Here is a 13087-nt window from a genome sequence, read left to right on the forward strand (position 1 = left end):
TATCTTTAATCCTCTTTTTGTTTATTCAAAATTTTAATCATTTAATCCACTCTGTAATTTCAGCATTTAAATCATGGTGAATTATGTCCGCTGCAAGTATCAGATCACCCTCTTCGTTAGCTGCTGCCAACCTGGCAAAATCCTTCTGCCATCTCTGAAGCTGCTGCGCATGATCGGCATCAGCTTTGCCGCTTTGAACAAGTAGTTCCGTAAACATTACAAGTTGTTTCATAACCGGAGCTATCATCTCTACGCCCCCGGGTTTTCTCTGATATATGGTATCAGCTGCCTTTTCATTATTCTTTATAACCTGTCGTCCTAAGTCCTTTATGCCTGCCATAATGTTATCCCTTTATAAATCCGATAAATTTCTGAAGCAATTCGCTAATCTGTGTTTTAAGATCAATAAGTTCATCTTCACAGTAAATCCTTTATGCATATCGATAAATCATCATAAATACCAACATTTATTATCTCTCTAAAATCATATACTTTAGGGCTCACTTCCTCACGCAACAGATATACAGTTGTTTTTTCATCTATGGGGTTTACTATCCAGTATTCACGCACCCCTGCCTGATGGTATAGATTTAACTTATCAATATAATCATGTGAAAAGTTACTTGGTGAAACAACCTCAACAATCCAGTCAGGTGCACCGGTACATCCCCTGTCTGTCAGCTTATTCTTATCGCAGATAACACTAATATCCGGTTCTACTATTGTGTCCTTCGTCTCATCCAAAAGGACGGCAAAGGGAGCAGGATACACCTCACAATCACCTTTATTTGAATCTATATAATCCGCTATCTTTCTTGATAAATTAAAAGATATCCTTTGATGAATTCTATTAGGAGCAGTCATATTATATATATGTCCATCTATAAGCTCCACAAATTCCTCTTCAACAGAGTTATAAAAATCTTCAACTGTATAATAGTCTTTTCGTTCATTAGATAGTGGCATGTAATCTCCTCCAACAAATCGTCACACATCTATTATAATATACTGAAAATTATACCATGTTTGTTATTCTCTGTAATGTTTTTTCGATTTATCCGCGATTAGTCTAAACCCATTTAAAAGAGCTCTCCCTTTCGGGAGAGCTCCTTTATGGTTGTACCTATTTAGGTCTTTATCTAGTAATTTGCTAAGACAATTAGCCGAGGAGTGAAAGAACACCCTGGTTACTCTGGTTAGCCTGTGCAAGCATTGACTGACCAGCCTGAGCAAGAATGTTATTCTTGCTGTATGTAACCATCTCATTAGCCATGTCTGTATCACGGATACGGGACTCAGCAGCTGTGGTATTCTCAACTACGTTATCAACGTTCTTGATTGTGTGCTCTAAGCGGTTCTGAACAGCACCAAGTGCGGATCTCTGAGCAGAAACTGTCTTGATAGCATCTTCAATAGCATCGATTGCATATGTTGCAGCAATACCTGTGTTATCTACTACGTTCAAGTTCTGTACGCCGAGGTTCTTAGCTGTCATTGCTTCTACGTTAACAGTAATCTTATTGGTCATATCAGCATCAGCACCAACATGGAGCTGTAGGCCAAGATCCTTAGCAACCTGAGCAGTACCTTTGTCAATCGAGAAAGTAAATTTACCTTCTGTCATCTTAACAGTATCTGAAGCGGTATCATTATTCTTACCATCTTTGTCAAATGCTCTTACTGCAACCTTATTCTGTGTAACAGCTTTAGAGTCATCACTTTGAGCATCAACACCAATCTTGTTTGCCTGAAGAAGAGCTGCTCCCATCTTATTAACTGCTGTTGCAACAGAAATGTTCTTATCAAGATTAGTATCTACAGCTGTACGTGTCTTGCCATCATTGAAGCCCTTAATAGCAACCTTAGCGCCATCAACAACCTTTGCCTTAATCTCATCTACTGTGAATTCTTCATCACCAAGCTTGAAAACAGGGCTCTGACCATCTGCACTAGAAGTTCCTTTAACATAAGAAGCACCATTAATGGTTACACTTTCTGTATCAGAAGTAATATTCTTTTGCATCTCAGAGATATCATCTGTGCTCTTCTCATAAATATGATACTCTTTTCCTGCAATCTTCTTATCTGTATCAGTTTTAACTTCAGCAGTAAATGTAGCAGTTCCACCTGACAAATCAGAACCTGCCTTTGTTAAGTTATCAGAAAGCGTTCCTTCAAGACCAGCATCATGTGCTGCCATGAATTTCTGTCTAAATCCAGTCTGACCTTTTAACAGATAAGTCTCGTTGAACTTGGTTGTCTCAGCAACGCGGTCTATCTCGGTTGTCAACTGATCGATCTCGTTCTGGATGGATGTACGATCGTTTGCGCTGTTTGTTCCGTTAGCTGCCTGAACTGCAAGTTCATTCATTCTCTGCAGCATATCGTGTACTTCTGTGAGTGCACCTTCTGCTGTCTGTACAGAACTAACACCATCATTAGCGTTCGTTGAAGCACGATCCAGACCTCTGATCTGCTTTCTCATCTTTTCGGAAATTGAAAGACCTGCTGCATCATCTGCTGCACGGTTAATCTGATAACCTGAAGAGAGTTTCTCGGCTGACTTTGACTGTGAACCAGTTGTTACTCCGAGCATTCTGTTAGCGTTCATCGCTGTGACGTTGTGTTGTACTACCATAATATACCTCCTTGTTTGTGTACGCCGCAAATCCGTTTGCGGTAGTTAACTATGAATTTGTTTTCGATTCGGATATACATCTGAGCAGGTTCCTAGGCTACTTCTCACTGTCTATCCTACTATATCACAAGTACATCCTTCTGCGTTCCGTGCCACAGAATTAATGTACTTTGTGTTCTTACACACATTATATCGGACTAACTATCATAAAGTTAACCCCTTTTTACAAAATAATTCTAAATTATTTATAAACTCTAATTTTCCTTACTTTTCAAATAATCATAAATCGGGTACTTAGTCACATACTCTTCTTTTCCCCATACTATCTCAATCTGGGCACCTTTATTTGTATCTGAATTGATAAGAATAGGTGCATTTAGATTAGCGGTCATATTCTTTATATCTTCAGGAACAGTAATTGTTACTAATATAAGGAGATTTTTTTCTGTTAAGGGCTCCAGAAGCTCCACATCATCCTCGACTATCTGGGGATTGTATTCCGGCTTAATGGTAAGCGGATCTATAACCGGAAGGGCAAAATCAGGATCGTCCATTGATTGCAAATACCACAAGGCTCCCACTGGTCTGTCCTTGTCGTGAAGAAGCGCAAATTTCTGCAGCTGTGGAAATCCCACAAGTCCGAACGGAATGGTTATGATCTTTGAATCATCAATGTCTACTTCTCCGAATAATCTGGTATTCGCTTTCATTCTGTCTCCCTTCTACCCTATCTTTTCTTCGTTAAACCTAAATTTAATCTGCCAGAATCGCCTTTCCTCTATCATTCTTCTGTAATGAAGAAGGTTCTCTCTTATATGTTGCGGATCGTCGTCCGGTGCTATCTGGAATCCCGGTATTACAGGAACCATTTTGGCAGAAAGGGATGCTGTTATTGAGTGATCCCCGCAGCTGATTATATATTCCGGCCTTACTTCTCTTATTGTTCCTAATATAATTTTAAGCTCATCCTCGGATGGCATCTTATCATCACATTGAAAATATGGTACAGCAAGTCCTCTTACAAATACATTGTTTGCATTAGCAAGGTACTCCATGGAATTATGCCCTTCTATGCCAAAGAGCGGCACAACATTTGTTACCGGTAAAAGGTCGTTTGTATTAATTATGAAAGTATCCTGACACATACTAATCATAATCTCCTGTGCTATGAGATTTGTTATATGTGTTTCTTTGTGAGTATCGGTCAGATACTGCTGAGTCAGAATAACAGTCTGTCCCGCCTTTCTGTCCGACAGTTTAAGGTAATGTCCAAGTCCCCCTAATTTGTCCGAATAATATTGTTTACTCCTCTTGTAAATCTTATGAAATAGTCTGTCTGATTCAACCGTAATGATATAAGGCTTCTGATATGACAAATACCTTGCCTGCATCAATAGGAAAAATCTGTATTTCTCATCAATCCGCATTCCATCCACATAGGACAGAAATTCAGTATAAAATTCCTTACTGTCAGTAAGGCGCACCATAAGATGAAGATATGCCACGTGCTTTAGCATATCCGGCGTTTCTTCCCTGGGGAAGAAGTAGATACTTTTTCTGATGCGCTCAGCCAGCTCCTTCTTTCCTTCAGGAGAAAGCGCACCGCTTATTATACGGGCTCCTATCTGAAGCATCTCATCAAAACATTCTGTGATATCTTCACAGGAAAGTATCTCTACTATTCTGTTTTCATATTCCTTTACAATCGGAAATTCGTTCACATTATCACCTAGTTCTTCGTATCATAGAACTGAGGCGGTGTAATCTTGGATTTGTTCATCGTAAGATAATAATCAAGTGCTGCCTGTGAGGACCTCCGGTGTGTATTTATCTGTTCCTTTGATGAGCTAAAATAGCTCTTTGCGAGCGCTCTGTTGCGCTTTTCGCCTGCTTCTATCGAACTCGATAAATCCGTTATCTGCCGGATCAGATCCTGAAATGTATTTATTTTCTGTTTGTATTTTTCTTTGTTATTCTGAAGTTCTTCTCTTACGCGTTCATACAAGCTTTCAAATCCGTCATTTAGATTTTCAACCCGCCTGATCAGTTCGCCTTTGCGACTAATTGCTTCATCAAATCCTGCTTCATCAAACGAAACGTCACTTTCAAGTATTTCTTTTTGAGCCTCATTTTCCTTCATAATATCTTCAAGTACTCTTATTTTTTCCTTGAGGCTCTCTTCCATCATGTCCAGATATGACTCTGTCACTTTTTTATTCCCCACTTTCTTCAAAACTGGAAATTCCCCATTAATCCTCGTCCTTTGGCCTCCCCGGCACCTTCCTTTAGTAGCTTACGCTCCCGCAGGAACAGTGTTTGGTGCAGGCATCTGGCCTCTTGCAATCTTCATAGCATCTACCCAGGTATCGCGCATGGTATGAATATGTTTATTCACTTCATTCATGATTTCCAGAGCATCTTCTCTGTGAAGATCTGCTTCAACAAGTCTCTTCATAAGATAGTTGTATACATTTTCAAAATCTTTCGCAACCGGATACTTCATATCCAGTGTGTTGTTCAGATAATCTATTATGTTCTCAACCTTTAATAGATAGGTTGTGAATTTTCTTTCATCATTATTTTCAAGACCCATAATTGCAATATTGCAGAATTTTATGGCTCCGTCATAAAGCATCAAAGTAAGCTCCTCAGGCTTTGCCTGCTGAATCTTATTATTCTGATACTGATTCATTTGCTTTGCGTAAGGATTTCTCGTTACCGGCATAGAATCCACCTCCGTGTTGATATGTTGATAACCTTCATCCGTCAGTTTCCTGACACCTTCCCCCGAAGGGGAAGGTTATAAAATATCATGCTTCATCAACCTGTTCCAAGCATTCCTGCAAGGGAATTGGTCTGCTCGTTAAGCTTTGTCATAGCTTTTTCCATCTGGGCAAATTTGTCGTAATATTTATCTTCCATCTGCCCCAGTTTATCCTGCTCAGTCTTAAGCTGTTTCTTGTATTTGTCTACCTGAGTCTTCATCTGCTTATCTTCATATAAGGTATAAGCACTTGAAAACTCCGTTGACTTCATAAGGTCTCCGAGCTTTCCATACATTTCTGTAGAAATACTCTTGAAGAATTGTCTTACAAGATCAGGATCCTTTTCGATTTTTGCCTTAAGCTTGTCTTCCTTACTGCTTGAAAGTTCATCATCTTCATCGCCATAGATATGCCATTTTATTCTGTCTGCTTCTTCAGCTTCAAAATATCCTGCTGTTGCAATATGGAATGACCAGAATGATGTTTTAACCTCAACCTCTTCTCCGGTTTCCTTATTTATCTCCTTTTCGCCAAAATCATAAGAATTCATCATGATTTTTTTCATTTCATTAAGGACCTTGAAAATAGTCTTATCTCTTGAGAGAAGACCCTCATCAATCTTCTTGTTCCAGTCCTCTATCTCATCATCTGTCATCTCATCCTTTTGTTCCTTGGTAAGGATGTTATAATCCTTCGCATCATCGGCATTATACAGCGTATGCATCTCTCCGACGAGGTCGTTATATTCCTTAAGGAAATTCTTTACCATATCGTAAATACCGCTGGTATCATCCTTTGTCGTAAGAGATATATCTGATGCCTGCTGCTTTGCCGTGATTGAAAGGCCGTTGATATCAAAGGTGTTACTGTTGGATGTATACTCTACCCCATTAAGTGTAATCTTGGCATCTTCGCCTGCAATGTAATTGGCACCGTTTGAAGCATCAAGTCCAAGTGCATTTACAACATTCATGTCCGATGCTGCAAGGTCAATCTCAAAACCGGCATCAGCTCCTGATTCATTAGAAGCAATGTATACGCGCCCCTGAGTCGCATCATAGCTGGCATTTAATCCATGTCCGTCCTTTGTTTTAACATCCTTAAGCCTCGAGATTGCGTCAGAAATTGTCTCCGTTCCCTTTATTTCAATAGTAATGGATTCTCTGGGATCCGGATGGTCATCATCGATTACTTCCGGCTTTGGGCCAAACTTAAGCGTGATCTTATTTTTTACATTATCTTCTACAGCGCTGGCGCCATAGCCAACCAGATTTTCCAATGTGGTTCCCTGAGCAGCTTTACCGTCTCCAATTTTTGAGGTCACCTTACTGCCTGTCATGTATGCACTGCTTGCAAGCTTATCAACAGACATTTTCTGAACGCTGTTCATAGCAGTTCCGTTTGTCACAACAGAAACTGCATCGGAATTTGAAACCTCTGTGGTCTTTTTAATATAACTAGAATCAAAACGAAGATTACTCAGTGTCTTATTGTAGAAGTCCACAACCTTTTTGTTGAGTTCCTTCCACTTATCCATCTTCATGTCATGCTTTTTCTGATCGCTTTTTACTTTTTCAACTTTATTGGACTGAACCTTCGTGAGCTCTGTTATGATACTTTCTGTATCGAGTCCGGAGGCAAGTCCGGTTATTCTCATGGTCATATGGTGCTCCTTCCTTCCCGATATTCTGCAAAAGAGCGCAAAATACCCCTTGCACACAAAAAACTACTTTCAAAAGAACTAATTATTAGCCTCTTTCGTCGACCATAAGTCCGGCCAGTTCCCAAGCTTTAGCGATCATATCAAGAGTTTTCTCGGGTGGCAGCTCTTTAATTGTCTCTCTGGTTGTCTTATCCACGATCTTGATCGTGATACGGTTTGTATCCTCGTGAATACCAAAGACAGCTTCAGAGTTACTGATGAGCTTTTTGTTCATCTCACTTATAGCACTCTTGATGCGCTTGTTCTCAGCTTCAATCTGTTCTTCTGTTCTCTCCTGACGAGTCGGAACATTACTGCTTGTGTTCTCCTGGGGCTCAGCCTTAGCAGTGGTTGCCGGGGCTGAACTAGTTGCGGTATCCAGCGCAAAATCAGGTTTTTCCTGATTCTGTCCCACTCCACCTTCAGAGAAGTTCACAACACGTTCTGCTCTCTGCATTTCAGGGATCTGATTTGTAGTTATTGCTCCTACTTTACTGATTGCATCCATAGCCATCTCACTCACCTCCTTGTGCTCGTTTACAGCGGCTATCCGTTTCCGCACTTTTTATAAGTGTTTATAGAACTTCCGGATAGGACTTCTAAGCACACTTATAGTTTCTCTTATCCATTATATCGGATATGTGTATCAAACATTTAGGTTCTTATAGTTTTTTAATAAAATGTTTATACACAGTAAATAAATGATTGCAGTAGTGCCAATCATTCCCGTTAAGTACGTAGAAAGCGGATTATCATGTGGGCAGTAATGCCTATGAAAAAATATATTTATGATATCTGTAGTTAATATCTATTATTAATATCGGTAATAATAGGTGGGAAATTTAGAATAAAAAAAGCCCTGTGCCTAAGCACAGGGTACAATACATACAATATTCTTATTTGAGCAGGTCCGTAAGTGCGGAAATTCCATCCGTATTCGTTGCTGCCTTGTTCTCTTCCTGGATCTGAAGATATACCTCTTTACGATAAATCGGTACTTCCTTGGGTGCGGCGATTCCCACTTTCACCTGATCACCCCTGATGTCTAAAATTGTAATTTCTATATTGTTATTGACGATAATAGACTCGTTCTTTTTTCTGGATAATGCTAACATAGCTCTTCCTTCCTCTCCTTTTTTATACCGTGCTCCCCACAGAAGTGTAGATTATGATATTATTTCTGAGCAGCTTCCTTCTGTTGCTGAAGATAGTCATAAATAGGGTACTTAACAGGATAATCATCATCGTCAATAATGATCTGGCATGCCTTGCAGTTACCCGAATTAATAATTATAGGTCCCTTAAGGTTAACGGTCATCTTGGTAATGTCCTGTGGAACAGTAACCGTTACAAGAATCAGAAGGTCCTCATCCTCAAGAGGCAGGATTTCCTTGATGCTCTCTTCCTGAACAACAGGATTGAACCCCGGCTTTACGTAAAGCGGGTCCATAACCGGCATTGCAAACACCGGATCATCAAGAGATTGTAACCACCTGATATTGTTGGTATCTTTGTCCTTATCATGCATCAGTGCAAACTTAGTCATGTCCGGAAAACCAATTATGCCCTTCGGAAACTCTATGATCTTGCTGTCTTCAATCTCAATCTCTCCGAAAATTCTGGTTATTAATTTCATTCTGGTGCCCCTCCATATGAAAATATGTTAATGCTGATTTTCAGCATATCCTCGAACTTTCTCTTATAATTCATTGTATTCAAATATACGATATTTAGCAAGTCGAAATCAGATATAATTCATAAGTGTATCTTTACTGATCTTACCTGTTGCCATAAGGGCTGCCTGGTAAGTAAGCTGCGCTGTTGCGAGATTTGTTGCTGTTTCTGCAAGATCTGCGTCTTCGTTATCGGACTGAAGTGTCTTAAAGGTTGTATTCTGATCCTGAAGTCTAGAATTTATAAGCTCCAGTCTCTTACTTCTTGCACCGTTATCGGTAACTGCCACGTTCGCTTTATCAAGGGCTGCCTGGATACTTGTAATCTTATGTTCAAATTCTTCCTGCATGTTCTGTCTTAAGTAATCATAGGCCTTTTTGCAGGCATCAATCTCATTCTGAACGGTTCTTATTTCCAGCGCATCTGTCAGTCCGGAGAGCTTATCCTTTAAAGTATCCATTGTGGTGTTGATAACATTCATCTTATTTGCTATCTGCTGAAGATCATATACATCTCTCTTTACGGTCGTTGTGAAAACAGATGTAGCTGTTGTATTGACAGTAATCTTCTGAGAATAACCAACATCATACTGAATATCGTGAGATGCGCTTCCGCCGTTATAAATGATACCTTCCGAATCCACACACGAGAACAGGTTCTGTGGTCTGATATCCCCGTTTTGCCATTCCTTCTTGTCGTAAACAACATCAATGGTATTGGCGTTTCCCACAAAAGCGAGGGATGCAAGCTTATCTGCAAGAATGTCATTAAGAAGAACCTCACCTGTCTTAGCATTCAGATAAACTTTATTTGCACGCTCTTTATTGAATTCTTCCCTACTGGCGATATATTGTTGCAAAGCATTTTCATAATTAGCCTGATCAACACTATCATCACCTGTATTGTAATCCTCTCTCTTTGGCTCCTCTTCTATATATGTAAGGTCTCTGTAAGCATCATCTATTTCATCATCTGTAGATGTTGAATAAAGAATGTGATCCGGATCAATCTTGATTGTGGTCTCTCTGTAGGATGAATGAACGCTGCCGTTTGTCGCGATCTGAAGAACAGTCTTTGTAGGATTACCGTACTCATTATCATCAGTTTCTTTTTCTATTGTAAAGGTTCCGTCGCCGTTTACTGTTGCGGAATAATCAGTTGTCACTCCGCCGTACTTATCAACGATATCAACCTTATATTGCTGCCCTACAGGTCCCAGAAGAGGCATTGTTACATGAGTATTTGTTCCGTCTGAAAAATCAATTGTACTAACACTCGTCTCATGCATGGAAACCATTCCACTCTTTAAGCCTGTGGGGATATCGAATTCACCGTCTCCGTCGCCGTCAGTAAGAACGCCGTCCTTACTGATATCAAACTGGTATACCTCATAGGTTGTAAGATCAAGTGCTGTGATAATGTAACCCTTGTCGGGGTTCTTTGTGCTTGCTACCTCTGCGTTGTACTGGTAGTTTCCTACAGTTATAGTATAGCTGTCTGAAAGCGGAACATATGCATTCTGTTCAACTCCGTCACCGTTTACAAATGTGAGGTCAAAATATTTAAGATTAGTATCCGTTATTGATGATGTAGCTTCCTGGAAAAGATTTTCCCTGTACTTTAGCTCGACGCTCTTTGCATCTCTTTCTGTGTAATCCAGGTTGTCGTAGGAAAGTCTTATCCTTCCCACATCTATCTGTTCTATATCATTTTCCTTTGTTTCATACTTATAACCTGTAATATTTCCGGATGCATCATATACAGGGTTATCCAAAAGATTTCCGGCATCGAGATATTGTGAATTTACTGCGCGCTTTGATCTGCTGATATCTGCTGCATTAAACTCATCATTTATATCCGTAAAATTCTCAGTAGTAGTTTTCTCATAGGAAAGAGATGTATCTGTCCTGAATCCTGTGAAAATATATCGTCCTGCGTAATCAACATTTCCTGTTGAATAGTACTCTGAAGAAAGAGCATCGAGCTGAGTAACTATGGTGTTTATATCTGTCATGGTCAGATCCTTGTTGGCACCTCTGTTGGCTTGCATCATGGCATCCGTAAGCACGTCTGTTACTGTTGAAAGCGCATCCTCTGTAACATCCATCCAGCTCTTTGCATCTTTAGCATTTTTCTGATAGTACTGATCAAGCTGTGATACTGTTGAACGAAGTCTCAAAGCTCTTATTGCAATGACCGGATCATCGGAAGGTCTTGCTATCTTTTTTCCGGTAGCCATCTGAGTGTTCACTTCATCCTCAGCAACCTTATTGTTGTTGATGTTATAGAGTGAGTTGTTGTTCATGATCTTATTGGTAATTCTCATGGTAAATCCTCTCGCCGGACAATTCCTAAATCCTTTTAGCTTTATGTCCCGTGTGCGCCGGCAACGACCATCCATGTCAGTTCTGCCTTCATACTTCTATGTACTAATAATTTATACTCCTGTTTCCAGGATCAGTCTGTCGTAGACCTTTGTCAGTGTGTTTATCATCTTGGAATTCAGGGTGTAACTGTGTTCAAACTGTACAAGTGCTGATGCTTCTTCATCTTCATCAACGCCCATTACTGAGAGCCTTTGATTTCCAATGGTCTTTTCAAGTGCTGTATATGTCTTTTCAAGTGTCTCGGAATTGCTGGTATTAAGTGCCACATCACCAAGTACCTTATCCAGGAACTCTCCGCTTGTCGCACCTCTGAAGATATGTTCCTTTGTGAAAAAATCACTTAGTATTTCCAGGTTTTTGTATTCCGATTCGCCTTCCGTTACATCCATCTTTGTTGCCAAAAGATCCGAATTGCTTCTCAGTTCTCTGGTAACAGTGAAATTCCCGGCTGTTATGTTGTAATAGTTCTTGTTATTTGAAAGGGTTGTAAGCTGCGGATAAGAGTACTGCGCATTGGAATCCATATTGCTGGTTCCGGAAAGAATGTACTGTCCTTCAAGTGAGTCTGATGTAAAACCCTTTGCCATAATGTCATTTACTCTTCCGGAAAACTTCCTTATCCATTCATTCATCTGCTGCATATAATAAGGAATACCCTGATATTCAAAATTGCAGCCAACCGAAGCTGTTCTGTAGCTGGGCGGGGTTGTTGACCTTGTACTTTCAGCTGTTAATGTGAATGTGTAGGTATCTCCGCCATCATACTGCCAGTCTTCGTAGGAATATATCTTGCTTGCAACCTCCATTTTTCCGGTGGATGGAAGTGTGCATTTAGTCATATCCTTAAGGTCTTTGTCATATACTTTTATAGTCACGGTTGTAAGTCCTGTCACCTGATCCTTTTCGGACTTTTGCACTTCTCCGTTGAAGTAAAAACCGTTATTTCCGTCTCTCATATCAATGAGCCCCTGGAGCTCACCGCCGATCAGCTTGCTGCTTAAATCAAATACATCGAGTCTGCTTGTATCATCGCCTTCCTTAAAATCTGAAGGTGCCCATTTAATATCGTAGAGACCTACAAGATCACTCTGGTTTACATTTTCGTTTGCTTCTCTGGCAACACATACCAGCTGTCTGTATGAGTAGCTGTCGAGAAGCTGCTGTTTTCCGGCGATATTTACAACAAGTCTTGTAGCTCCGGTTTCTCTATCCGGGTTACTTGCATCTACAACCTTTGTTTCCTTCACTTCTATATTGGTTATCTTTGAGAGCTTATCAAGTAGTCCGTCTCTCTGGTCTCTAAGTTCATTTGCTCTCGATCCCTGCATCTCAATTACGTTTATCTGTTCATTTAAAGAACAGATCTGCTGGGCATATGAATTTATCTTGTCGCAGTCCATTTTGATTTCCTGATTTACATCGTTCTGAAGCTGCTGAAGTGACTCTGACATATGGTTAAAATAATCTGTCAGCTGTGAAAGTGATGATACAAAAGTCGCCTTGGATTCAGTAGTTCCTGATGCCTTCAAAACATCCTGCAGTGCTGACTGCATTTTGGAAAAAAGACTTGAGAATCCGGTTGTTCCCTCATCCTTAAAGTACTCCTGCGCAAGCTGGTTAAAATAATTTCTCTGGGAAACTCTTCCGAGGAGAGATTCATTTGTTCTGTACTTTACATCGTAGAAATCGTCACGAACTCTCTCTATTGAAAGTGTGTCAACACCTGCGCCCGCACAACCATAGCTTGTAAAAAGTCTAAGAGCATCCGAAGCCTGCTGATTTACTTTCTGGCGGCTGTAGTCGTCAGTATTGGCATTGGCTATGTTGTTGGCTGTTGTATTCAGTGCCGCATTTGCTGCCCTGAGTCCTGATGCCGCTATGTTTAATCCAAAAAATGTTGAAGGCATATGTTTCTATCCTT

Annotated in this window: 13 protein-coding genes; all 13 read right to left on the minus strand. The window is 40.2% G+C overall.

What is annotated here, in order from left to right; genetic code table 11:
* Window positions 1-37: 37 nt before the first annotated feature.
* On the minus strand, window positions 38-340 hold the full coding sequence (locus BV60_RS0114460) for a hypothetical protein (protein ID WP_029322841.1): 303 nt from the start codon (window positions 338-340) through the stop codon (window positions 38-40).
* A gap of 77 nt (window positions 341-417) precedes the next feature.
* Window positions 418-966: a Uma2 family endonuclease gene (locus BV60_RS0114465; protein ID WP_029322843.1), complete on the minus strand. Its 549-nt coding sequence runs from the start codon at window positions 964-966 to the stop codon at window positions 418-420.
* 193 nt (window positions 967-1159) lie between these two features.
* Window positions 1160-2638, minus strand: a complete 1479-nt coding sequence (locus BV60_RS0114470; protein WP_029322845.1) for a flagellin N-terminal helical domain-containing protein — start codon at window positions 2636-2638, stop codon at window positions 1160-1162.
* A 254-nt stretch (window positions 2639-2892) separates the two neighbouring features.
* Window positions 2893-3348 (minus strand): flagellar assembly protein FliW, encoded by a 456-nt coding sequence (gene fliW / locus BV60_RS0114475; protein WP_029322846.1) that lies wholly within the window; start codon window positions 3346-3348, stop codon window positions 2893-2895.
* A gap of 12 nt (window positions 3349-3360) precedes the next feature.
* A complete protein-coding gene (locus tag BV60_RS0114480; protein ID WP_029322848.1) occupies window positions 3361-4359 on the minus strand; it encodes a hypothetical protein in 999 nt (332 codons plus the stop codon).
* 8 nt (window positions 4360-4367) lie between these two features.
* Complete coding sequence (locus BV60_RS0114485) at window positions 4368-4862, minus strand: flagellar protein FliT (RefSeq protein WP_197029572.1); 495 nt, start codon at window positions 4860-4862, stop codon at window positions 4368-4370.
* A gap of 69 nt (window positions 4863-4931) precedes the next feature.
* Window positions 4932-5363 carry a flagellar export chaperone FliS gene (gene fliS / locus BV60_RS0114490; RefSeq protein WP_242840986.1) on the minus strand — a complete coding sequence of 144 codons (432 nt, stop codon included), beginning with the start codon at window positions 5361-5363 and terminating at the stop codon, window positions 4932-4934.
* A gap of 95 nt (window positions 5364-5458) precedes the next feature.
* Window positions 5459-7066, minus strand: a complete 1608-nt coding sequence (gene fliD, locus BV60_RS0114495; protein WP_029322853.1) for a flagellar filament capping protein FliD — start codon at window positions 7064-7066, stop codon at window positions 5459-5461.
* Between the two features lie 85 nt (window positions 7067-7151).
* Window positions 7152-7619 carry a flagellar protein FlaG gene (locus BV60_RS22160; protein WP_051656762.1) on the minus strand — a complete coding sequence of 156 codons (468 nt, stop codon included), beginning with the start codon at window positions 7617-7619 and terminating at the stop codon, window positions 7152-7154.
* A 382-nt stretch (window positions 7620-8001) separates the two neighbouring features.
* The gene (gene csrA / locus BV60_RS0114505) at window positions 8002-8220 is read right to left on the minus strand and encodes a carbon storage regulator CsrA (RefSeq protein WP_029322857.1); all 219 of its coding nucleotides are present in this window, start codon (window positions 8218-8220) and stop codon (window positions 8002-8004) included.
* Window positions 8221-8279: 59 nt separating this feature from the next.
* Entirely contained in the window at window positions 8280-8741 is a 462-nt protein-coding gene (fliW, locus tag BV60_RS0114510) for a flagellar assembly protein FliW (protein WP_029322859.1), read from the minus strand.
* A gap of 108 nt (window positions 8742-8849) precedes the next feature.
* Window positions 8850-11105 carry a flagellin N-terminal helical domain-containing protein gene (locus BV60_RS22165; protein WP_051656763.1) on the minus strand — a complete coding sequence of 752 codons (2256 nt, stop codon included), beginning with the start codon at window positions 11103-11105 and terminating at the stop codon, window positions 8850-8852.
* 111 nt (window positions 11106-11216) lie between these two features.
* Window positions 11217-13073 carry a flagellar hook-associated protein FlgK gene (gene flgK / locus BV60_RS22170; RefSeq protein ID WP_051656764.1) on the minus strand — a complete coding sequence of 619 codons (1857 nt, stop codon included), beginning with the start codon at window positions 13071-13073 and terminating at the stop codon, window positions 11217-11219.
* Window positions 13074-13087 lie beyond the last annotated feature (14 nt).

The organism is Butyrivibrio sp. AE3004 (assembly GCF_000703165.1).
In the GTDB taxonomy this organism is placed as follows: domain Bacteria; phylum Bacillota; class Clostridia; order Lachnospirales; family Lachnospiraceae; genus Butyrivibrio.